Source organism: Amycolatopsis bullii (genome assembly GCF_014654205.1).
GTDB classification, from domain to species: Bacteria; Actinomycetota; Actinomycetes; order Mycobacteriales; family Pseudonocardiaceae; genus Amycolatopsis; species Amycolatopsis plumensis.
In genome coordinates this window covers 26,422-47,111 of record NZ_BNAW01000060.1, presented here as the reverse complement: position 1 = coordinate 47,111, position 20,690 = coordinate 26,422, and the positions used below count along the sequence as shown (strand labels likewise).

25 protein-coding genes are annotated in these 20,690 nt (G+C 72.0%); 17 read left to right on the top strand and 8 right to left on the bottom strand.

The window, feature by feature from the left end; genetic code table 11:
* Positions 1-6 precede the first annotated feature (6 nt).
* From IE317_RS39045 to IE317_RS39020, 6 genes are all read left to right on the top strand, one after another.
* Entirely contained in the window at positions 7-297 is a 291-nt protein-coding gene (locus tag IE317_RS39045; RefSeq protein WP_191316398.1) for a hypothetical protein, read from the top strand.
* A gap of 47 nt (positions 298-344) precedes the next feature.
* Positions 345-1,331 carry a DUF3558 domain-containing protein gene (locus tag IE317_RS39040; protein WP_229903149.1) on the top strand — a complete coding sequence of 329 codons (987 nt, stop codon included), beginning with the start codon at positions 345-347 and terminating at the stop codon, positions 1,329-1,331.
* 67 nt (positions 1,332-1,398) lie between these two features.
* Complete coding sequence (gene dhaK / locus IE317_RS39035; RefSeq protein ID WP_191316396.1) at positions 1,399-2,400, top strand: dihydroxyacetone kinase subunit DhaK; 1,002 nt, start codon at positions 1,399-1,401, stop codon at positions 2,398-2,400.
* A complete protein-coding gene (gene dhaL, locus IE317_RS39030) occupies positions 2,400-3,029 on the top strand; it encodes a dihydroxyacetone kinase subunit DhaL (RefSeq protein WP_191316395.1) in 630 nt (209 codons plus the stop codon). The genes dhaK and dhaL overlap by 1 nt, the downstream gene beginning before the upstream one ends.
* Positions 3,026-3,700: a dihydroxyacetone kinase phosphoryl donor subunit DhaM gene (dhaM, locus tag IE317_RS39025; protein WP_191316394.1), complete on the top strand. Its 675-nt coding sequence runs from the start codon at positions 3,026-3,028 to the stop codon at positions 3,698-3,700. The genes dhaL and dhaM overlap by 4 nt, the downstream gene beginning before the upstream one ends.
* Before the next feature lie 119 nt (positions 3,701-3,819).
* Positions 3,820-5,586 (top strand): 3-hydroxyacyl-CoA dehydrogenase family protein, encoded by a 1,767-nt coding sequence (locus tag IE317_RS39020; RefSeq protein ID WP_191316393.1) that lies wholly within the window; start codon positions 3,820-3,822, stop codon positions 5,584-5,586.
* On the opposite strand, the gene tsaA is transcribed toward IE317_RS39020, so the two are convergent.
* The 3 genes from tsaA to IE317_RS39005 are packed head-to-tail and all read right to left on the bottom strand — an operon-like array spanning position 5,587 to position 7,261.
* Positions 5,587-5,997 (bottom strand): tRNA (N6-threonylcarbamoyladenosine(37)-N6)-methyltransferase TrmO, encoded by a 411-nt coding sequence (tsaA, locus tag IE317_RS39015; protein ID WP_229903148.1) that lies wholly within the window; start codon positions 5,995-5,997, stop codon positions 5,587-5,589.
* Positions 5,994-6,422: a nucleoside deaminase gene (locus IE317_RS39010; protein WP_191316392.1), complete on the bottom strand. Its 429-nt coding sequence runs from the start codon at positions 6,420-6,422 to the stop codon at positions 5,994-5,996. The genes tsaA and IE317_RS39010 overlap by 4 nt, the downstream gene beginning before the upstream one ends.
* A complete protein-coding gene (locus IE317_RS39005) occupies positions 6,419-7,261 on the bottom strand; it encodes an LLM class flavin-dependent oxidoreductase (RefSeq protein ID WP_191316391.1) in 843 nt (280 codons plus the stop codon). The genes IE317_RS39010 and IE317_RS39005 overlap by 4 nt, the downstream gene beginning before the upstream one ends.
* Positions 7,262-7,354: 93 nt before the next feature.
* Here IE317_RS39005 and IE317_RS39000 point away from each other — a divergent pair, with 93 nt between their 5' ends.
* Positions 7,355-7,819, top strand: coding sequence for an Lrp/AsnC family transcriptional regulator (locus IE317_RS39000; protein WP_191316390.1), 465 nt, complete (start codon positions 7,355-7,357; stop codon positions 7,817-7,819).
* The gene (locus tag IE317_RS38995; protein WP_191316389.1) at positions 7,803-8,327 is read left to right on the top strand and encodes an adenylate kinase; all 525 of its coding nucleotides are present in this window, start codon (positions 7,803-7,805) and stop codon (positions 8,325-8,327) included. The genes IE317_RS39000 and IE317_RS38995 overlap by 17 nt, the downstream gene beginning before the upstream one ends.
* 12 nt (positions 8,328-8,339) lie before the next feature.
* On the opposite strand, the gene IE317_RS38990 is transcribed toward IE317_RS38995, so the two are convergent.
* Positions 8,340-8,816: an Lrp/AsnC family transcriptional regulator gene (locus IE317_RS38990; protein ID WP_086840754.1), complete on the bottom strand. Its 477-nt coding sequence runs from the start codon at positions 8,814-8,816 to the stop codon at positions 8,340-8,342.
* Positions 8,817-8,874: 58 nt separating this feature from the next.
* Here IE317_RS38990 and IE317_RS38985 point away from each other — a divergent pair, with 58 nt between their 5' ends.
* Positions 8,875-9,993, top strand: coding sequence for a trans-sulfuration enzyme family protein (locus IE317_RS38985; protein ID WP_191316388.1), 1,119 nt, complete (start codon positions 8,875-8,877; stop codon positions 9,991-9,993).
* A gap of 6 nt (positions 9,994-9,999) precedes the next feature.
* Here IE317_RS38985 and IE317_RS38980 read toward each other — a convergent pair whose 3' ends face one another.
* Complete coding sequence (locus tag IE317_RS38980) at positions 10,000-10,212, bottom strand: FmdB family zinc ribbon protein (protein ID WP_020640946.1); 213 nt, start codon at positions 10,210-10,212, stop codon at positions 10,000-10,002.
* A 45-nt stretch (positions 10,213-10,257) separates the two neighbouring features.
* Between IE317_RS38980 and IE317_RS38975 the strand changes: the two genes are divergently transcribed.
* The 3 genes from IE317_RS38975 (at position 10,258) to IE317_RS38965 (ending at position 13,285) form a co-directional block, all read left to right on the top strand.
* On the top strand, positions 10,258-11,382 hold the full coding sequence (locus tag IE317_RS38975; RefSeq protein ID WP_191316387.1) for an alkaline phosphatase family protein: 1,125 nt from the start codon (positions 10,258-10,260) through the stop codon (positions 11,380-11,382).
* 196 nt (positions 11,383-11,578) lie between these two features.
* Complete coding sequence (locus tag IE317_RS38970; RefSeq protein ID WP_191316386.1) at positions 11,579-12,679, top strand: NAD/NADP-dependent octopine/nopaline dehydrogenase family protein; 1,101 nt, start codon at positions 11,579-11,581, stop codon at positions 12,677-12,679.
* Between the two features lie 300 nt (positions 12,680-12,979).
* Complete coding sequence (locus IE317_RS38965; protein ID WP_191316385.1) at positions 12,980-13,285, top strand: hypothetical protein; 306 nt, start codon at positions 12,980-12,982, stop codon at positions 13,283-13,285.
* Between the two features lie 214 nt (positions 13,286-13,499).
* Here the strand turns inward: IE317_RS38965 and IE317_RS38960 are convergent, their stop codons facing one another.
* Positions 13,500-14,039, bottom strand: coding sequence for a GNAT family N-acetyltransferase (locus IE317_RS38960; RefSeq protein WP_191316384.1), 540 nt, complete (start codon positions 14,037-14,039; stop codon positions 13,500-13,502).
* Between IE317_RS38960 and IE317_RS38955 the strand changes: the two genes are divergently transcribed.
* Entirely contained in the window at positions 14,038-14,799 is a 762-nt protein-coding gene (locus IE317_RS38955; protein WP_191316383.1) for an alpha/beta fold hydrolase, read from the top strand. The genes IE317_RS38960 and IE317_RS38955 overlap by 2 nt on opposite strands.
* Here the strand turns inward: IE317_RS38955 and IE317_RS38950 are convergent.
* Complete coding sequence (locus IE317_RS38950; protein ID WP_191316382.1) at positions 14,787-15,599, bottom strand: phosphotransferase; 813 nt, start codon at positions 15,597-15,599, stop codon at positions 14,787-14,789. The genes IE317_RS38955 and IE317_RS38950 overlap by 13 nt on opposite strands.
* 135 nt (positions 15,600-15,734) lie before the next feature.
* Here IE317_RS38950 and ctaD point away from each other — a divergent pair, with 135 nt between their 5' ends.
* The 4 genes from ctaD to IE317_RS38930 all read left to right on the top strand — a co-directional run bounded on the left by ctaD (position 15,735) and on the right by IE317_RS38930 (position 20,064).
* Complete coding sequence (gene ctaD, locus IE317_RS38945) at positions 15,735-17,522, top strand: aa3-type cytochrome oxidase subunit I (protein WP_191316381.1); 1,788 nt, start codon at positions 15,735-15,737, stop codon at positions 17,520-17,522.
* 118 nt (positions 17,523-17,640) lie between these two features.
* Complete coding sequence (serB, locus tag IE317_RS38940) at positions 17,641-18,870, top strand: phosphoserine phosphatase SerB (RefSeq protein WP_191316380.1); 1,230 nt, start codon at positions 17,641-17,643, stop codon at positions 18,868-18,870.
* Positions 18,867-19,646, top strand: coding sequence for a peptidyl-tRNA hydrolase (locus IE317_RS38935; protein ID WP_191316379.1), 780 nt, complete (start codon positions 18,867-18,869; stop codon positions 19,644-19,646). Before serB ends, IE317_RS38935 begins: the two co-directional genes overlap by 4 nt.
* A 16-nt stretch (positions 19,647-19,662) precedes the next feature.
* Entirely contained in the window at positions 19,663-20,064 is a 402-nt protein-coding gene (locus IE317_RS38930) for an OsmC family protein (RefSeq protein ID WP_191316378.1), read from the top strand.
* Between the two features lie 236 nt (positions 20,065-20,300).
* Here the strand turns inward: IE317_RS38930 and IE317_RS38920 are convergent, their stop codons facing one another.
* On the bottom strand, positions 20,301-20,642 hold the full coding sequence (locus tag IE317_RS38920; protein ID WP_013229471.1) for a hypothetical protein: 342 nt from the start codon (positions 20,640-20,642) through the stop codon (positions 20,301-20,303).
* Positions 20,643-20,690 lie beyond the last annotated feature (48 nt).

Sequence of the window (20,690 nt, the reverse complement as noted above, 5' to 3'; positions counted from 1 at the left end):
GTCGGAATGGCTACCGAGTCGCAGCCGCGCGCACACAAGGCAGGCGCCTTCGACATCCGGCTGATCATCGCCCTGCTGATCGGCGTCTACGGCGTCATCCTCACCGTCATGGGCATCGGCTTCACCTCCGACGAGGAGATCAATAAGGCGGCCGGCGTCAACATCAACCTGTGGGCCGGGATCGGCATGCTGGTGGTCGCCGCGCTGTTCGTCACCTGGGCGCTGGTCCGGCCGCTGGTCGTGCCCGCCGAGACCACGACGGAGACCGGCGACACACCGGCGGTCGCGGGCGAATAGCCGGGTTGTCCGGACAGCGGCGCGAAGGTGCCGCTACCGTGCATCGCGTGTCCCCAGACGTTCGGCGCCGCCGTCTCCCGAAGCTGTTCCTGCTGGTCACCGCGCTCGCGCTGCCGCTGACGGCGTGCGGGCCGGACCTCGGCAAGTCCAACTTCGCCCGGACGACGGTGCCCGCGGCGGCCGGCTCCGGCCAGGTCGCCGACGGCCCGATCACCGACCCCGCCGTCGCGGCCGACGTGCTCCGCACGATCCAGCCGTGCCAGTTCCTGACCAAGGCCGCCCTCGGCCCGCTGGGGCTCGGCACGGTCGAGGACGACCCGTCGCCGTCGACCATCGCCTTCGACACCTGCCGGAACAAGGTGAAGGACCCGGGTGGCAAGGAGATCCGGCTCGAGCTCGAGATCGGCAGCACCTTGCCGCCGCGCGCCGACAAGACGACCGGAGCGGTCGGCGGGCTGCCGCTGCGCGTGAACAAGACCGGCGACACCGACTGCACGGTCGCCGTCATGACGGCTTTGAACCCGGACGTGGCCGTCGAAGTGTCGGTCACCTACGCCGCCGACCCCTGCCGTCCCGGGCAGACGTTCGCCGAGGCCGTCGTCCGGAAGCTGCACAGCTCGCCGGAGAAGTACGCCACCCCCGCGGGCACCGTGCTCACCGCCGATCCGTGCGCGATGGCCGACGCGGCGGTGGTGACCTCCGTCGTCACGGCGGCGAAGCCCGCGCTCTCGGGCCTGCACTCGTGCGAGTGGCGGGACCGGAGCCCGTCGGTGACGGTCGGGTTCCGGCCGGGCCTGCCCCCGCTCGTCGGCGACGGGAACTCCAAGGTGGACCTCGGCAACGGCGTGACCGGCTTCCAGAAGCAGGCGACCGGGGGTTCGGCCCGGTGCAGGGTCGAGTGGCAGCACCGGCCGTGGCAGGGCGACGACGTCGAACTGGCCCAGGTGGACTACCAGGGCGACGACGACGGCGATCCGTGCGGCAAGGCGGTGACCGTCGCGAAGAACGTGGTCACGAAGCTCCCCAAACCCTGATCTGGCGGCGGGCGGCGCGGAGAGGTAGGAAGGGGGCACCCCACCCGCCGATGCGCCGGAGGCTGCCGTGAAGAAGATCATCAACGATCCGGCGAACGTCGTCGCCGAGTCGCTGCGGGGGCTCGCCGCCGCGCACGCCGACATCCTCCGCGTCCAGTACGACCCGGACGTGGTGATCAGAGCCGGCGCCCCGGTCGCGGGCAAGGTCGCCGTCATCTCCGGCGGCGGGTCCGGCCACGAACCGCTGCACGGCGGCTTCGTCGGCCCGGGCATGCTCGCCGCCGCCGTGCCCGGCGCGGTGTTCACCTCGCCGACGCCGGACGCGGTGCAGGCCGCGGTCACCGCGACCACCGGCGACGCGGGCGCGCTGCTCATCGTGAAGAACTACACCGGTGACGTGCTGAACTTCGAGACGGCCGCCGAGCTGGCCGCCGCCGAGGGCCTCGAGGTGCGCAGCGTCGTGATCGACGACGACGTCGCGGTCAAGGACTCGACCTACACCGCCGGCCGCCGCGGGGTCGGCGGCACCGTGCTGCTGGAGAAGATCACCGGCGCCGCCGCCGAGCGCGGGGACTCGCTCGACGCGGTCACCGCACTGGCGCAGAAGGTGATCGGCCAGGTCCGGTCGATCGGCGTCGCGCTCACCGCGCCGACCGTGCCGCACGCCGGCACCCCCAGCTTCGACCTCGACGAGAACGAGATCGAGTTCGGCATCGGCATCCACGGCGAGCCCGGCCGCGAGCGGATCCCGGCCGAGCCGGCCGACGCGCTGGTGGCGCGGATGGTCGAAGCGGTCGTCTCGGACCTGCCGTTCGCCTCGGGCGACCGCGTGCTGCTGTTCACCAACTCGATGGGCGGCACCCCGCTCGTCGAGCTCTACCTGGCGCACGGCATCGCCGAGCGGCTGCTGGCCGACCGTGGGATCGTGGTCGAGCGCCGGCTGGTCGGCCCGTACATCACCAGCCTCGAGATGCAGGGGATGAGTCTGACGTTGCTGAAACTGGACGACGAGCTGACCGAGCTGTGGGACGCCCCGGTCAACACCGCGGCGCTGCGGTGGGGGCTCTGATGGCGTGCACGGCCGAGGGGGTCGCGACGGCCGTGCGCGCCGCCGCCGCGGTGGTCGCCGAGCACCGCGTGGAGCTGATCGACCTCGACCGCGCGATCGGCGACGGCGACCACGGCGAGAACCTCAACCGCGGCTTCGCGGCCGTCGTGGCGTCGCTCGATTCCGCCGTTCCGGACACTCCCGGCGGGGTACTCAAGCTCGTCGCGACGACGTTGATCTCCAAGGTCGGCGGGGCCGCGGGTCCGTTGTACGGCACGGCTTTCCTGCGTGCCTCGGCCAAGCTGGGCGCCGCCGGCAGCCTCGACGTCCCGGCGTTGCTGGACGCGCTGCGAGCCGGTCTCGAAGGTGTTCAGGCCCGCGGCAAGGCGGTGGGCGGCGACGCGACCATGGTCGACGCCCTGATCCCCGCGGTGGCGGCCGCGGAGAAGGCGGCCGGCGACGGCGGGGACGTCGCCGCGGTGCTGACCGCGGCGGCCGACGCGGCCGACACCGGCGCGGAGTCCACAGTGGATCTGGTCCCGCGGAAGGGCCGGGCGTCCTACCTCGGCGAGCGGGCCGTGGGACACCTGGACCCCGGCGCCCGCTCGTCGGCGCTGCTGCTGCGCGCGTTCGCGGAGGCCGCCCGGTGAGCGTGGGAATCGTGCTCGTGTCGCACAGCGCGAAGCTCGCCGAAGGCCTGGCCGAGCTCGCCGCCCAGATGGCGCCGGACGTCACCATCCTGCCGGCCGGCGGTCTCTCCGACGGCTCGATCGGCACGGACTACGACGAGGTCGTCGCCGCCACCCAGCGCGCCGACTCCGGCGACGGCGTCGTGCTGCTCTACGACCTCGGCAGCGCGCAGATGACGGCCGAACTCGCCGTCGAATCGCTGGCCGACCCCTCGGCCGCGATCGTCGCGGACGGCCCGCTGGTCGAGGGCGCGATCGCGGCGGCGGTCGCCGCGCAGGCCGGGCAGGATCGCCGGGCCGTGGCCGAAGCCGCCGCCACGGCCGGGATCCCGGAGGACTTGGCGCCGTCCGCCGAGGCCCCGGCCGACGCCGCCGAGGTCGAGCTGGAGCTGCGCAACGACGTCGGGCTGCACGCCCGGCCGGCCGCGGTGCTGGTGCGCACGCTCAGCGAGTTCGACGCCGAGGTGACCGTGCGGCTCGGCGACCAGGAGGCCGACGGCCACAGCGTCCTGGCCCTGATGTCGCTCGGCGCGCGCCAGGGCGACCGGATCCGCGTCCGGGCGCGCGGGCCGCAGGCCTCCGCCGCCCTGGAGAAGGCGAAGGAGCTGGTGGACGGCAATTTCGGCGAGTGAAGCGGCCTTCGCCGAGCGGGTGACTTGAGCCGTACTGACTCGATTCCGTCTGGGCATCCGGTGGTGCCCGTGGCACTATCGAGGCCAATTACCAGCGAGTAACATCTCTGGAGGCCTCGATGGCGCGGGACATCTCGACGGTCGGTGTGGTCGGCCTGGGCACCATGGGGGCCGGAATCGCCGAAGTGCTCGCGCGCAGCGGGCTCGACGTCGTCACGGTCGAGCTCGACGAAGCCGGCGTCGCCCGCGGCCGCGGTCACCTCGAGCACTCCACCGAACGGGCGCTCTCCGGCGGCAAGCTGGACGCGGCCGGTCGCACGGCGCTGCTGGACCGGATCACCTACAGCACATCGCTGTCTGATCTGTCCGAAGTGGACTTGGTGATCGAAGCGATTCCGGAGAGTCTCGAGTTGAAGGCCGAAGTCTTCGCCGAGCTGGACAAGATCACCCGGCCCGAAGTGGTCTTCGCGTCCAACACTTCGTCGCTGTCGATCACCGAGATCGGGGTGCACACCGCGCGTCCCGGCAAGGTCGTCGGCATGCACTTCTTCAACCCGGCGCCGGTGCTGAAGCTCGTCGAGATCGTCAAGACGGTGGTGACCGAGCCGGACGTGGTCGCCGAAGCGGTCGAGTTCGCCGAGCGGCTCGGCAAGGTGCCGGTGGTGATCGGCGACCGCGCCGGGTTCATCGCCAACGCGCTGCTGTTCGGCTACCTCAACCACGCCGTGCGGATGTACGAACAGCGCTACGCCACGCGCGAGGACCTCGACGCCGCGATGCGCTTCGGCTGCGGCTACCCGATGGGCCCGCTCGCGCTGCTCGACCTGATCGGGCTGGACACCGCGAACGAAATCCTCGACACGATGTACCACCAGTCCCGCAACCGCCTGCACGCGCCCGCGCCGCTGCTCAAGCAGATGATCACCGCGGGCCTGCTGGGCCGCAAGACCGGCCGGGGCTTCTACACCTACGACGCCCCGGACTCGCCCACCGTGGTCGCCTCCGGCACGGTGTCCACAGTGGAGAGTGTGCCGCCGCGGCCGGTGGCGCGGGTCGGCGTGGTCGGCACCGGGACGATGGCGACCGGCATCGCGGAGGTGTTCGCCAAGCGCGGCCTCGACGTCGTGCTGCGCGCCCGGAGCCTGGAAAAGGCCCAGGCGTCCGTGGCTCGCGTCAAGAAGTCGCTCGACAAGGCCGTGGTCAAGGGCAAACTGTCCGAAGAGGACGCGGCGCTTGCCTTGGCGCGCATCACCCCCGTCACCGACTTCGAGGCCTTGGCCGACGTCGACCTGGTCATCGAGGCGGTGGCCGAGGAACTGTCGGTCAAGCAGGCGGTGTTCGCGGCCCTCGACGAGGTGGTCCGCCCCGGCGCGGTCCTGGCCACGACGACGTCTTCGCTGCCGGTGATCGAGTGCGCGGCCTCGACGTCCCGGCCGTCCGACGTGGTCGGTCTCCACTTCTTCAACCCGGCCCCGGTGATGAAGCTGGTCGAGGTGGTGTCGACGATCGCGACCGCCCCGGACGTGGTGGCGACGGCGAGCGCGGTCTGCGCCGCGGTGGGCAAGCACGCCGTGCACTGCGGCGACCGCGCGGGCTTCATCGTCAACGCGTTGCTGTTCCCCTACCTCAACGACGCGGTGAAGATGCTCGAAGCCCACTACGCGGGCGCGGACGACATCGACACGGCCATGAAGGTCGGCTGCGGCCTGCCGATGGGCCCGTTCGAACTGCTGGACGTCGTCGGCCTCGACGTCTCCCTGGCCATCCAGAGGACGCTGTACAACGAGTTCCGCGAGGAAGGCTTCGCGCCGGCGCCGCTGCTGGAGCACCTCGTGACGGCCGGACGGCTGGGCCGCAAGACCGGGAAGGGCTTCAAGGACTACTGATCAGCGTTCGGCCACCTCGCCGAGGACGGGCTTGACGTCGAGCACCGGCGTGCCGTCGATGGCCTCCAGGCCCGTGACCGTCAGCGTGCCGCCGTCGACCGCCGTCACCGTGACCGTGTGGAGGCCGATCGGGTTCGGGCGGTCCGGTGAGCGCGTCGAGAACACGCCGGTGCTCGGGCGGTCCCGGTCGCCTCGCGGGTGGACAGCCTGGACCTCGCAGTCCGCTTCGTGCAGCCACGTCAGGAGGACCAGGCGGTCGCCCGGCCGGAGGTCGGCCGCCGCCGGGGCGAACTCGGGTGCGAACACCACCCGCGACGGTGGCGCGCCCTCGTCGCCCTGCTTCGGTGCCGTCGCACGGTCCGTCAAGGGCGACTCGATGCGCGCCACCGGGCGCACCTGGTAACTCGTCACGTGTAGTAACCCTCGACGGGCACGCGGGCCTCGTCGAACAGCGCCGGGCCGTCCAGCTCGGGGCCGCCCCACGTGAGCGGCGGGCGCAGCGTGAGGAACTGTTCCGTCGACAGCGCGTAGACGACGCGGCCGAGCCTCGACCGTTCGATCGCGCCGACGCACATCCCGCACGGCTGCGTGCTGGTGAACATCGTCGTGGCCGCCGCGGTTTCCGGGTCCAGGTGCTGCGCCGCCCAGCGGGCCAGCTTCAGTTCCGGGTGGGCCGTGATGTCGTTGTCGGTCAGCGACGTGTTGCGGTCCTCGGCGATGATCTTGCCGTCGGCGTCGGCCAGCAGCGAGCCGAACGGCGGGTTGCCGTGTTCCTCGCGCGCCTCGCGGGCGAGCTCGATCGCCCGCCGCAGCAGGGTTTCTTCGGTGTCCTTCACAGGTTCTCCCTCCAGGATGCGGCCACCGCCGCGAGATCACGCCACGCCACCTCCGGGCGCAGCGTTTCGGCCGGGTCCGAGTCGAACGGGTCGAGCACGACGGTGTCCGCCCCCAGCGTGCGCAACTGCGCCAGATCGTCGAGGACCTGCTCCAGCGTGCCCTCACCGGCGCGCCGGTCCGGCCCGGTCACCGGCGCCGCCGTCACCCGCAGCAGGATGCGCGGCGCGAAGGCGGGCACCGGCCGGTCGCCGGCCAGCTTTTCCAGACGTGCCAGCGTTTCCCGGAACCCGGCCATCGTCAGCCGCAGCGGGTGCCACGCGTCGCCGAGTTCGATCGCCCGGCGCAACCCGGCGTCGCTGTGCCCGCCGAGCCACAGCGGGATCGGCCCCGCGCGGTAGTCGTCGCGCTCGGCCCACGCGGCGCGGATCGCCCGCAGGTGTTCGGTGGTGAGCTTGCCGCGCTGCTCGAACGGCACGCCCAGCGCCTCGAACTCCTGCTTCGCCCAGCCGATCCCGGCGCCGAGCACGAGCCGGCCGCCGCCGCTGAGCGCGTCGAGGTTCGCCGCCATCCGCGCCACCAGCAGGGGATGCCGGTACGGCACCACGAGCACGGTGGTGCCCAGCCGGACCCGCTGCGTGATCCCCGCCAGCCACGACAACGTCGTGAACGGCTCGTAGAACGGCGCCGGGTACTGCCCGGCGACGTCCGGCGTGATGGCGACGTGGTCGGACACCATCAGCAGGTCGTAGCCGAGGCCTTCGACCGTCTGCGCCCAGGCGCGCAGGACACCCGGGTCCGTGCCGGGCCCGAAGTTGGGGACGTTCACGCCGATCTTCACCCGGAAAGGCTATCGGCGGTTTGCCCGATTCCGGAAGGGAACGATCACGGCGTTCGGCCCGTTCGGCCGTGGATCCCACGGTATGTTCGGCGGATGACCGAGAGTCTCGACCCGACGGACTGGGCCATCCTGGCCGAGCTCCAGCGCGACGCCCGGCTGCCGCTCACCGAGCTGGGCCGCCGCGTGAACCTCAGCGCGTCCGCGGCGACCGAACGGCTCCGGCGGCTGGAGGCCGCGGGCGTGATCAGCGGCTACCGCGCGGAGATCGACCTCGGCAAGGTCGGGTACCCGGTGCTCGCCGTGGTCCGGCTCAAGTACCCGGGCAGCCGTCACGAGCCGCTGCACAAGCTGCTCGCCGAGCGTTCGGAGATCCTCGAGTGCCTGCGCACCACCGGCGACGACTGCTACACGCTCAAGATCGCCGCGGCCTCCATGGCCCACCTCGAGCGCACGGTCGACGAGCTGTGCCAGTTCGGCAGCACGACCACCAACCTCGTCTACAGCCAGACCCTGCCCTACCGGGGCCCGCGGGAGCCCGCTCGTGACCTCGAGGCCTGACCGCATCGTCATCATCGGCGTGACCGGCTCGGGCAAGTCGACGCTCGCCGCCCGGATCGCCGAGCGGACCGGCCTGCCCTACCACGCGGCCGACGACCTCACCTGGCTGCCGGGCTGGGTCGGGGTGCCGGACGACGAGCAGGTCCGCCGGATCGCCGAGGTGTGCGCGGGGAAGCGCTGGGTCCTCGACGCCGTCTACAGCAGGTGGCAGGACGTCGTGCTGCCCCGCGCGCAGCTCATCGTGGGTCTGGACTACCCGCGCTGGCTTTCGCTGAGCCGCCTGGTGCGCCGGACGTTCGTGCGGGCGCTGACCCGCCGCCGGATCTGCAACGGCAACGTCGAGTCGTTCCGCCAGATGTTCTCCGCGGACTCGATCATCCGCTGGCACTTCACCTCGTTCGCGAGCAAACGGGCCCGCATCCGGGCGTGGGCCGCCGAGTCACCCGGCCCGGCCGTCGTCCGGCTGACGTCCCCGCGCGAGACCCGCCGCTGGCTCGACAGCCTCTGAGGTGCTGTGCGGTCAGGCGCCCGGTGGCAGCAGCGGGCCGCCGCTCCAGTGCTGGAAGACGAGGTTCGTGTGGACGCGGGCCACCTCGTCGCGTGCGGTCAGCTCGTCGAGCACCAGCCGCTGCAGCTCCCCGGCGGAGCTGGTCGCGACGTGCGCGAGGAAGTCGTCCGGCCCGGTCAGGTGGTAGACCGCACGCACCTCCGGCAGCGAGAGCAGGTGCTCGATGAACGGGTCCACCAACGGCCGCCGGTGCGGGCGGACCTGGACGAACAGGAACGCCTCCAGTGGCCGCCCGAGCTTGGCCGCATCGACCGACGCGTGCTGCCCGGTGATCACGCCGGTGTCCCGCAGCCGGGCGACGCGGTCCAGGCACGTCGACGGTGCGATGCCGACCGCGGCCGCCAGGTCCTTGTTGGTGATCCGGGCATCGTTCTGCAGCAGGCGCAGGATCTCGAGATCGACCGGACTCAGTTCGACGGAAGCGGACATCGCCGAATGATATCCGAGAGTGTTGCTCGCGGCCCGGGAAAAGCTCGACCATGCTGGCATGACTTCCTCGCTGCGCACGCGGGCCGTCCACGCCGGCCGTGACGATCTCACGGACCTCGGCGTGCACGCCGCTCCGCTCGACCTGTCCACGACCTACCCGTCCCGCGACAGTGCCGCCGAAGCCGCCCGGATCGACGCTTTCGCCGCCGGCGCCGAGCTCGACGGGCCGCCGATCTACGGCCGGGTGGGCAACCCGACCGTCGAACGGTTCGAGCGCGCGCTCGCCGAGCTGGAGGGTTTCGAACACGGCGTCGCGTTCGCCAGCGGCATGGCCGCCGTCTCGGCCTGCCTGCTTTCCGCGGTGGCGCAAGGGAAACGGCACGTCGTCGCCGTGCGCCCGCTCTACGGCTGCAGCGACCACCTGCTCGAGTCCGGCTTGCTCGGCACGGAGGTCACCTGGGCCACGCCCGGCGCCGTCGCTGCCGCGCTGCGGCCGGACACCGGCCTGGTGTTCGTCGAGACGCCGGCGAACCCGACCCTGGCCGAAGCGGACATCGCCGAGCTGGCTCGTGCCTGCGGCGACGTGCCGCTGGCGGTCGACAACACCTTCGCCACCCCGGTCCTGCAGCGGCCCGGCCACCACGGTGGCCGGATGGTGCTGCACAGCGCGACGAAGTTCCTCGGCGGCCACGGCGACGTGATGGGCGGAATCGTCGCCTGCGACGCGGCGGAAGCCGCCCGGCTGCGGCAAATCCGCTTCGCCACCGGCGGCGTGCTGCACCCGCTGGCCGGATACCTGTTGCTGCGCGGGCTTTCCACGCTGCCGCTGCGCGTCAACGCGGCGTCGGCGACCGCCGCGACGCTGGTGTCCCGGCTCGGCGAGCACCCGGCCGTGACCGCCGTCCACTACCCGCGGATCGGCGGACCGCTGGTGGCGTTCGAAGTCGACGGCGACCCGCACGCCCTGATCGGCGCGGTCCGGCTGATCACGCCGGCCGTCAGCCTGGGCAGCGTCGACACGCTGATCCAGCACCCGGGGTCGATCAGCCACCGGATCGTCGACGAGGGCGACCGCCACGGCGCCGGCGTGTCCGACCAGCTGATCCGGATGTCCGTCGGCCTCGAGGACGTCGAGGACCTGTGGGCCGACCTGGAGCAGGCGCTGAAGGCGCTCTGAGCCCGGTCAGCCGCAGCAGCCGCCACCACAGCAGCCACCGCCGCCGCCTGCCGGGGCCGCGGGACCGCTCGCGGCCCCGGTGAGCGCGACCGTGGTGAGCAGCTTGACGGTGTCGGCGTGGCCCTCCGGGCAGGCCGCCGGCGCGCCGGATTCGCTCATCGGGCGCAGGAGCTCGAACGTCTCGGTGCACTCGCGGCAGCGGTAGGCGTAGGTCGGCATGCCGCGATTATCGCCGGAGGCGCCCGGGGATGGGAAGCTGGGCGCGTGCAGCCGCCCTCGCTCGCCGACGTCCCGCACCTCGGCCAGGTCGTCCCGTCCCTGCTCGCCGCGCTCGGGGTGCCCGGCTGCGGGAACGTCCTGACGTTGCCGGAGGCCCGCAGCGCCGGCGTGCTGCTCGTCGACGGGCTCGGCTGGGAGCTGCTCGCCGAGCACGCCGCCGACGCCCCGGTGCTGACCGAGCTTGCCCGCGAGCCGCTGCGCGTGGGTTTCCCGTCGACGACGGCCGCCGGGGTCGCCGCGATCGGCACCGGGCTCGCCTCGGGCGAGCACGGGATGGTCGGCTACACCTTCGAGATGCCCGGCACCGGCGTGCTCAACGCGTTGCGCTGGTGCAGCCACGAGGACGGCAGCGACCTGCGGGGCGCCCTCCCGCCCTCCGAGGTGCAGCCGCTGCCGACGACGTTCGAGCGCGCCGCCGCGGCGGGCGTCGAAGCGGCCGTGGTGTCGTCCGCCCAGTTCCGGGACACGGCGTTGACCCTGGCCACCCAGCGCGGGGCGCAGTACGCCGGTGTCCACGCGCTGGGCGACCTCGCCGCGCGGACGTTGTCGGTGCTCGGCGGACGCGCGTTCTGCTACGCCTACCACAGCGAACTCGACCTGCTGGGGCACGTCCACGGCCCCGGTTCCCCCGCCTGGCGCATGCAGCTGCGGCAGGTCGACCGGCTCGTCGAGTCCCTTGTGGACGGTCTGCCGCCCGGCGCGCTGCTCGCGGTGGTGGCCGACCACGGGATGGTGACCGTCGACGACAAGCTCGACCTCGAGGAAACCCCGGAGCTGCTCGCCGGCGTCCGCACGTTCGGCGGCGAGGTCCGCGCGCGGCACGTCTACACCGAGCCGGGCGCGGCCGCGGACGTCCTCGCGGCCTGGCGGGAGGTGCTGGGCGAGCGGGCCTGGGTGCGCTCGCGCGAGGAGGCGGTCGCGGAGGGCTGGTTCGGGCACACGGTGAGCGACCGGGTGCTGCCCCGCATCGGCGACGTCGTCGCCGCGGCCCGCGACCGGTTCGGGATGGTGCGCGGGCTCGCGGAAGCCGTGGAGTCGTCGCTGATCGGGCAGCACGGGTCGCTCACCAGCGCGGAGCAGCTGGTGCCGCTGGCGCTGGCCCAGGGATAGCCGACCCTCCAGGTACGCGAGCCGACCGTCCAGGTACGTGAGTCGCCCGCCCGAGTACGCGTGCCGGAGGGTCCGCTCGGGTGATTGCGGGGTCGACACGGGCGTCCCCGGCTTCCGCGAACGTGCTCTCGCGGGAACTTTCCCCGTCCCGGTGCCGACCTGTCCACTGCGTGCCGGACTGACGGGAGTGGGCGGAATGAGCGTGCTGGACGGGATCGGGATCGTCGGTGCGGGCGGCGAGGGGCGGGCCGTGGCCGCGTACCTCGCCGCGCGGGAGCTGCCCGTGCACCTCTACACGCGGGATCTCGAGGCCGCCGGGGAGATCGCGCGCTGCCGGGAGATCGTCGCGCGCGGGGTGCTCGACGGGCGGTTCCGGCTCCGGGAGGTGACCGCGGACCCGGCCGAGTTGGGGGCGCGGGCCGTCGTACTGGTCGCCACCGTGACCACCGCCTACCCGGAGGTCGCCGCCCGGCTCGCTCCGCACCTGTGTCCGGGGCAGGTGGTGGTGCTGTTCTCCGGCAAGCTGTGCGGGAGCGTCGAGTTCGCCCACGCGCTCGCCGCCGCCGGAGCGCCGGACGTCGACGTCGTGGAGACCGACGCGCTGTTCGCCGCGCGGCCGTCCGGGACCGATGGCGTCACCGTGCTCGGCGTCAAGGGGTGGAACCTGATCTCCGGGAGCACCTCGGCCGCCGTCGCCCGGCGCGCGGGGCTGTTGCGCGAGTGGTTCCCGATGCTGGAGATCGCGCGCAACCCGGTGGAACGTGGCCTGCACGACTTCGGCGCGGTCGCGCACGTGCCGATCGCGCTCGCCAACCTCGGCGCCATCGACCGCGCGGAGGAATTGCTCTTCTACGTCGAAGGCGTCTCGGCGCGGACGATCGCCCTGCTCGAACGCACCGAGGCCGAGTTCGCCGCCGTCGCGGACGCGTACGGCGCCCGGCTGCTGCCCATGACCGAGGTCCTCGACCGCTACTACGGCTGCCCGGCCACGACGTTGCTCGACGCGCTGCGGACGGTGAAGCCGTACCGGACGATCACCGCGCCGACCAGCCTCGACCACCGTTTCCTGACCGAGGACATCCGCTCGACGCTGGTGCCGCTGCAGGCACTCGCGCGGTGCGCCGGGGTGGCCACACCGATGGTCGACGCGGCGATCACCATCATGTCCGTGCTCGGCGGCGAGGACTTCCGCCGGACCGGCCGCACCCTCCGCAGGCTCGGCTGGGACGGCCTCGCCCACGACGCGATCCTGCACCGCCTGGGCGCCGGCGGCCGGGTGGCGGGCCGGGCGGCCTGAGCGCCGGCGGCTCTTGCGGTGCTTGGGCGGGCATCACGCGTGATTGAAGGGGGATTTCGCGTGACTGGGCGGGCATCACGCGTGATTGGCGGGGCATCTCGCGCACTTGGGCGGACGGCTCGTGTGCCTAGACGGACGGCTCGCGTACCTGGGCGGTCGGCTTGCGTACCTGGAGGGTCGGCTCGCGTACCCGGGCGGACGGCTCGCGTGATTTGAGGGTCGGCTTGCGTGCCGGAAGGGTCGGGTTGCGTACTTGGAGGGTCGGTCGGGATGGGTGGGGGTGGCGGTTACCGTTTGGGCGTGCCACGACGCAACCGTCCCGGCCGCCGCTCGGACGGTGGGCCGCCCGAGCGGGACCTCGGTGCGGCGACCGGGTGGGCGCGGGCCGAGTCGGGGGCCGACGGGGACTGGCTCGTGCGGACCGTGCCCGGGAGCCAGGCCACGAAGATCTACCGGTGCCCCGGGTGCGACCACGAGATCCGGCCGGGGACGCCGCACCTCGTGGTCTGGCCCGCCGACGAGACCGGATCCGTCGCCGACCGGCGGCACTGGCACCGGGCCTGCTGGGAAGCGCGGGCCCGGCGGCGGCCACATCGCCGCTGGTAGCCCCCCACCAGACCTCGCCCAGGGCCGCGCCGGTGCTGATAGCCCGCGCCGGGCCTCGACCGGGAGCGCGCCGAGGCTGGTGCTCGCGGACCGGCCCAAGGCTGCATTGCCGCTGGTAGCTCGCGCCGGACCTCGGCCTACGACCGCGCCGGCGCGGGGTTTCGGCGGAGCGTCGGTGGGATTCGCTTTGGAGTTGTCAAGCTTCGGCTGGTGCTCAGCGCCGGTAGTGGCGGGACATCTCGCCCTCGTAGACCTCCTCCGTGTACTCCGTGAAGCCGAGGCGCTCGGCGACCCGCAGCGACGGCTTGTTCGCCGTGCTCACGCTCGCCAGCACCGGCACGGACGGCAGCTCACGGGCGCACCACTCCAAGACCGCTCGCCCCGCCTCCACCGCGTACCCCTTCCCCCACGCCGACGGCCGGAACCGGTAGGCGAGGTTCAGCACCTGCTCGCCGTGGAACTCGCGCAGCCGGACGCCGCACGTGCCCAGTACCTCGGTGCCGCCGCGTTCGAGGACCGCGGGGTAGCCGAAGCCGTGCTCGGCCCAGTGCGCCAGCCACGCCGAGAACATCTCCGACGCGCGCCGGACGTCGGGTGGGTCGGGGTGGAAGCGGTTGGTCCGCGGGTCGGTGTGGATGTCGACCATCGCCTGCCGGTCCGCCTCGCGGAGCGGGCGCAGCAGCAGCCGGTCGGTTTCGATGTCGGTGAACACATCGGCGAAGCTAGCGAGGGGGTCCGACAAAATGACGCGCATGACCGAACTGCCGCTGGTCCTCCTCCACGCCTTCCCCCTGGATTCCCGCATGTGGAACGCGGTGCGCGAACCCCTCGCTTCACACCTTCGGGTGATCACCCCGGACCAGCGCGGGCTCGGCCGCTCGCCGCTGCCGGAGACCGACCGCGAACCGAGCCTCGAGGACGCCGCGCGGGACGTCGTCGCCCTGCTCGACCGGCTGGATCTCGACCGCGTCGTGCTCGGTGGCTGCTCGATGGGCGGCTACCTCGCGATGGCCGTGCTGCGGCTCGCGCCGGAGCGGGTCGGCGGCCTCGTGCTCATCGACACCAAGGCCACGCCCGACACGCCCGAGGCCGCGCAGACCCGGCTGGACGTCGCGGCCCGCGTCGAGCGCGAAGGCACCAAAACCTGGCTGGCCGAGGCCAACCTGCCCAACCTGCTGGCGGAATCGACGCGCGAACAGCATCCCGAGATCGTCGAGTCGGTCCGGGAGATCATCGAGTCCCAGCCACCCGCCGGGATCTCCTGGACGGCGCTGGCGCTGCGCACCCGGCCCGATTCGCTGGACCTGCTGCGGGACGCCGAGGTCCCGGCGCTGGTCATCGTCGGCGAAGAGGACCAGATCACCCCGGTGGCGGCGGCGAGCGAAATGGCCGAGGCCCTGGACGGCGCGACGCTCGTCGTGCTGCCCGACGCCGGCCACCTGACCCCGCTCGAAGACCCCGCGGGCGTGGTCGAGGCGATCCTCTCGTGGTACCCCGCGACTCACGCGAAATAGGCGGTGAGCGCCGAGCGCGCGTCGGGAAGCCGGTGCGGGAACCGGATGGCGATGACGAACCGCCACACAACCGAGTACAGCTCGCGTAGCCGCGTACACACGCGAAGTGCCTCTTCGTCCACTTCGCCCGGGTAGGCGGCCAGGAACTCCGGGCCGCCCTGGCGGGCGAGGATGCCCAGGTCCCAGGCGAGCGGTCCGCGCCAGGTGTCCTCGAAGTCGAGCCAGCACGGCCCCGCGGGCGTGGCGATCAGGTTCCCGGGGTGGGCGTCGCCGTGCAGCGGCTGCACGGCGGCCTCCGGCAGCGTCGCGGCGAGGCGGGCCGCCTCCGCGCGCAACCGGGGGTCCAGGCCGTGGCGGTCGAAGACGTGGCCGAGGTCGTCCAGCGGGCCGCGCCGGGGCAGTTCGCCGGGGTACGCCCGCAGCGCCGCGTGCACCTCGGCGAGGGACCGCGCGACGACGTCCGGGGCGTACCGGCGGCCCGGATCGTGCGGCGTGTGGTGCCAGAGCGTGACCGGAAGCCCCTCGGCGAAATGGGGTCCGGCCGGGGGATCCGTGGTGGGTGAGACGACGAGCACACCACGTTCGGTGAGGAACTCCGACACCGCCACGTCCCGCTCCTGCCAGGCCGGCCCGGTCCGCGCCAGGCGGGTGGTCGCGGGCACCCTGGCCACCAGCGGACCCAGTCTCACCAGCACGTTCGACCGTTCGTGGAGCACTTCGGGCTCGTGGCCGGGCAGCCCCAGCCGGGCGGTCACGGCGCGGGCCGCGCGCACCGCCGCGCGGGTGTAGTCGTCGGCCACGCGCCGATCTTGCCAGCCGGTGCGCGCGACTGTCGGTAGCGAGGGCTACGATCCCCCTAAGCCGCCGGATCGGGTCTTCCCGGGCCCCGGTGGCGCGACGATGACCACCACAAGGTTTCAGTGTTGGAGGCAGGAGTGACGGCCGTAGCCCCCAAGCCGATCGCCACGCGCCCGTACCCCGCGCGCGAGTCGGTTAAGGGTTCGTACCTGCTGCGGTTGTTCCGCACGACGGACCACAAGCAGATCGGGATCATGTACCTGGTCACGTCGTTCGCCTTCTTCATGGCGGGCGGCGCGATGGCCATGCTGATCCGCACCGAGCTGGCGCGGCCCGGGCAGCAGTTCCTGTCGCAGGAGCAGTACAACCAGCTCTTCACCATGCACGGCACGGTGATGCTGCTGCTGTACGCGACCCCGATCCTCTTCGGCTTCGCGAACTTCGTCCTGCCGCTGCAGATCGGCTCGCCGGACGTCGCCTTCCCGCGGCTGAACGCGTTCTCGTACTGGCTGTACCTCTTCGGCGGCCTGATCGTGATCTCGGGCTTCCTGACCCCGGGTGGCGCCGCCGACTTCGGCTGGTTCGCCTACACCCCGCTGTCGGACGCCATCCACTCGCCGGGCGTCGGCGCCGACCTCTGGATCTCCGGCCTGGTGATCGGTGGTCTCGGCACCATCCTCGGCGCGGTCAACATGATCACCACCGTGGTCTGCCTGCGCGCGCCGGGCATGACGATGTACCGGATGCCGATCTTCACCTGGAACATCCTGGTCACCAGCATCCTGATCCTGCTCGCCTTCCCGATCCTGACCGCGGCCCTGATGGGCCTGCTGGCGGACCGGCACCTCGGGGCGCACGTGTTCGACCCCGAAAACGGCGGCGTGATCCTCTGGCAGCACCTGTTCTGGTTCTTCGGCCATCCCGAGGTGTACATCGTCGCGCTGCCGTTCTTCGGCATCGTGTCGGAGATCTTCCCGGTGTTCAGCCGCAAGCCGCTGTTCGGCTACAAGAGCCTGGTCTGGGCGACGCTGGCCATCGCGGCGCTGTCGGTCGCGGTGTGGGCACACCACATGTACGCCACCGGCGCCGTGCTGCTGCCGTTCTTCTCCTTCATGACGTTCCTGATCGCCGTCCCGACCGGCATCAAGTTCTTCAACTGGATCGGCACGATGTGGAAGGGCCAGCTGTCCTTCGAGACGCCGATGATCTTCTCGATGGGCTTCATCGTCACGTTCCTCTTCGGCGGCCTGACCGGCATCATGCTGGCCGCGCCGGCGATCGACTTCCACGTGTCGGACAGCTACTTCGTCGTCGCGCACTTCCACTACGTGCTCTACGGCACGATCGTGTTCGCCACCTTCGCCGGCATCTACTTCTGGTTCCCGAAGATCACCGGCCGGATGATGGACGAGAAGCTCGGCAAGTGGCACTTCTGGACCACGTTCATCGGCTTCCACGGCACGTTCCTCGTCCAGCACTGGCTGGGCGCCGAGGGCATGCCGCGCCGGTACGCGGACTACCTGACCACCGACGGTTTCACCACGCTGAACACGATCTCCACGATCGGCGCGTACATCCTCGGTGCTTCGACGCTGCCGTTCATCTGGAACGTCTTCAAGAGCTACCGGTACGGCGAGATCGTCACGGTGGACGACCCGTGGGGCTACGGCAACTCGCTCGAGTGGGCGACCTCCTGCCCGCCGCCGCGGCACAACTTCACCGAGCTGCCCCGGATCCGCTCCGAGCGGCCGGCGTTCGAGCTGCACTACCCGCACATGATCGAGCGCATCCACAACGAGGGCGAGATCGGCTTCTTCGGGAAGCAGAAGGTCAACAGCCACGCGGCGCCGTCGCAGCTGCTCACCGAAGCGGTGATCCCGGGAGACCACTCCAAGGACAACGCGAGCGAGCAGGGCGACAAGTAGCAGCACCTGATCGAGTGAGCGCGTGCCCGGCTGATGTGAAGCCGGGCACGCGCTCTACTTATGTCCGGCCCCGGACCGGCAGACTGGCCGTGCAGCGTTGCCGAACGAGGGATGACCAGTGACCCAGACCCCCGTCCTGATCACGACGACCGGCCCCGACAAGCCGGGTGTCTCGTCCGTGCTGTTCGCCGTGCTGACCCGGCACGACGTCGACGTGCTCGACGTCGAGCAGGTGGTCATCCGCGGGCAGCTCGTGCTCGGGGTGCTCGCCGGGGTCTACCGCGACCCGGAGGGCCTGCAGGAGGCGGTCGAGCAGGCGATGGCGTCCGTCGGCATGCAGGTCGACGTCAAGATCGGCAACGCGATCGGTGACGACCCGTTCGCGCTCGGCCGCCGTGACTCCTCCCACGTGCTGGTCGTCCTGGGCCGCCCGGTCACCGCGCGGGGCTTCTCGGAGGTCGCGCGCCGGCTGGCCGCCCTGGGCGCCAACATCGACGCGATCCGCAGCGTCGCCGACTACCCCGTGACCGGGCTCGAGCTGTACGTCTCGGTCGACGAGGACACCCCCGAAGCCGACGCCGCGCTGCGCTCGGAACTCGCCGACGCCGCGGTCGAGGCCGGGATCGACATCGCCGTGGAGCGCGCCGGCATCACGCGCCGGGCGAAGCGGCTCGTCGTGTTCGACGTGGACTCGACCCTGATCCAGGGCGAAGTCATCGAGATGCTGGGCGCGCACGCCGGGGTCGAGCCGGAGATCCGCGAGATCACCGAAGCGGCCATGCGCGGCGAGCTGAACTTCACCGAGTCGCTGGAACGGCGGGTCGCGCTCCTGGCGGGCCTGCCCGCGTCGGCGATCGACCAGGTCGCCGCGTCGATCGAGCTGACCCCGGGCGCCCGCACCACGATCCGGACGCTCAAGCGGATGGGCTTCCGCACCGGCGTCGTTTCGGGCGGCTTCACGCAGGTCATCGCCGGTCTGGCGGAGGAGCTCGGGCTCGACTTCGCCGTGGCGAACGAGCTCGAGATCGTGGACGGCAAGCTCACCGGGAAGGTCATCGGCGACGTCGTCGACCGCGCGGGCAAGGCGAAGGTGCTTCGCCGCTTCGCCGCCGAGTACGACATCCCGCTCGAGCAGTGCGTCGCCGTCGGGGACGGCGCGAACGACATCGACATGCTGTCGGCCGCAGGCATGGGCGTCGCGTTCAACGCGAAGCCCGCGCTGCGCGAGGTGGCCGACACCGCGCTGTCGCACCCGTACCTCGACGCCGTGCTGTTCGTGCTCGGCCTCACCCGCGGCGAGGTCGAAGCGGCCGACGCTGCCGACGGGCTCGAGCTGATGCGGCCGTGAGCAGCGTTCTCGACCCCCTGGGCGCCCGCTACGCGTTCTGGCTGGGGCTTCCGGCCGAAGACACTTCGGACACCTCCGACGAGCTCCCCGACGAAGTCCGCGCGATGCCGGTCATCCTCCGCATCGAACGCGCCGAGCCGCCGGGCCGCACGCCGCTGCTGGAGGCGGCGGCCGCGGCCGCGCTGGCGGTGTGCCTCGACGAGCGTTCGCAACCCGGCGGTGAGTGGGCCGAGCCGGTGCACGCCTGGCTCGACAACCGGATCCGCAAGGTCGCGCGGCGGGCGCGGGGCGCGCACTGGGCGGCCGTCCAGGACCTGCCGGGCATCACCGTCGAGGTCGACGGCGCCGAGGCGCGGGCGCTCGTGCCGGGGCTGGTCACCGAGACCCCCAAGGAAGTCGCGCGGCTGCAGATCTCCGGCAGCGAACTGCCGCCGGACGAGCCGGGGCCGCTCCCGGACGGCGTCCCGCTGCTGCTGCTCAACCCGCACGTGCCGATGACCGTCGGCAAGGGCGCCGCCCAGGTCGGCCACGCGACGATGATCCTCGCCGCGCTGCTGGGCGACGCCGAGCGGGCCGCCTGGGCCGCGCAGGGGTTCCGGGTCGCCGTGCGCACGGCGAGCGTGGTGCAGTGGAAGGAACTGCACCCGGGCGACGACCCGGAGGGCGCGTGGCGGCGCGACCGCGTCATCGCCGTGCGAGACGCCGGGTTCACCGAGGTCGATCCGGGCACGATCACGGTGCTCGCCCAGTGGGCGCCGGAACAAGCGGCATCCTGACCCGGTTGGAGCGGACATGACACTGGAAGTGGAACGCACGGGCGAGCACGCGTTCGTCGGGCGCAACGAACGCGGCGCGGAGGTGCGGCTGGGTCGCAAGGGCGCGGAAGGGGCCTTCTCGCCCGCCGAGCTGCTGCAGATCGCGGCCGCGGGCTGCAGCGCGGTGACGGCGGAGGAGCTGATCGTCCGGCGGATCGGTGAGGACGCGAAGTTCCGCGTCACCGTCGACGCCGACCGCCGCGAAGGTGCTTCGGAGCTGGACGCCGTCCACGTCGCTTTCGATGTCGACGTGTCCACTTTGACGGCGGATCAGCGGGACGCGCTGGCCGGTGCTGTGGATCGCGCGATCGAACGGCTCTGCACGGTGAGCCGCACGCTCAAGAAGGGGATTCCGGTGACGGAGGAGTTTCCGGTTTAGGGTCCGGTGCGACCGGGATCAGGGTGTCCCACTCTTCGGCGAGCTCGTCGCGTTGCTTCTGATCGAGGAACGGCAGCAGGGCGCCGCACGATCGGCAGACTCGGGCGTGGAGCGCCGCGAAGCTCGGACGTGACTCGAGCAGTCCGGGACGCTTGAACCGCGCGACAAGCCAGTTGGATGCGTCGAGATCGGCGAGCGGGCTCAGGCTCTCCTCGCCGCAGACCGGGCAGCGCACTTCAGTTCTGGCCGGATTCCCAGACGACGTAGGCCTGGTCGGCGTCGGTCGTCATGGCCTCGATGAACTTCTCGTTGTCGAAGCCCGGCAGGGCCTGCAGGCGCTCGATGAGCGCGTCGGCCGCCGGGTCGCCGCTCGGGACCGCGGTGCCCTTGCCGTCGGTGCCCACCAGCATGAAGAAGACGTCTTCGTTCCACGGGCCGTCGGGGATGACCCGCACCATCACCGACGACAGGCCGGCCCACGTGACAGCTTCTTCGCTGCCGTCCGCGAGCCGCCGCCGCACGCCGGTGTCGTCGACGCTGACGGTCCGGGACTGGGCGCTGGACGAATCCTGGGTCAACCGGTGCTCCCTTGTTGCTTCGGTGGCTTCACCGTACCGGGCGCGGCT

Coding starts and splice junctions, on each gene's coding strand:
- IE317_RS39045 (WP_191316398.1), top strand. CDS start 7: ATGGCTACCGAGTCGCAGCCGCGCGCACACAAGGCAGGCGCCTTCGAC.
- IE317_RS38960 (WP_191316384.1), bottom strand. CDS start 14,039: ATGCGCGTCATTTTGTCGGACCCCCTCGCTAGCTTCGCCGATGTGTTC.
- IE317_RS38990 (WP_086840754.1), bottom strand. CDS start 8,816: ATGTCCGCTTCCGTCGAACTGAGTCCGGTCGATCTCGAGATCCTGCGC.
- IE317_RS39000 (WP_191316390.1), top strand. CDS start 7,355: ATGACCGAGAGTCTCGACCCGACGGACTGGGCCATCCTGGCCGAGCTC.
- IE317_RS38985 (WP_191316388.1), top strand. CDS start 8,875: ATGACTTCCTCGCTGCGCACGCGGGCCGTCCACGCCGGCCGTGACGAT.
- IE317_RS38970 (WP_191316386.1), top strand. CDS start 11,579: ATGAGCGTGCTGGACGGGATCGGGATCGTCGGTGCGGGCGGCGAGGGG.
- IE317_RS38930 (WP_191316378.1), top strand. CDS start 19,663: ATGACACTGGAAGTGGAACGCACGGGCGAGCACGCGTTCGTCGGGCGC.
- dhaL (WP_191316395.1), top strand. CDS start 2,400: ATGGCGTGCACGGCCGAGGGGGTCGCGACGGCCGTGCGCGCCGCCGCC.
- IE317_RS38980 (WP_020640946.1), bottom strand. CDS start 10,212: ATGCCGACCTACGCCTACCGCTGCCGCGAGTGCACCGAGACGTTCGAG.
- IE317_RS39020 (WP_191316393.1), top strand. CDS start 3,820: ATGGCGCGGGACATCTCGACGGTCGGTGTGGTCGGCCTGGGCACCATG.
- IE317_RS38955 (WP_191316383.1), top strand. CDS start 14,038: ATGACCGAACTGCCGCTGGTCCTCCTCCACGCCTTCCCCCTGGATTCC.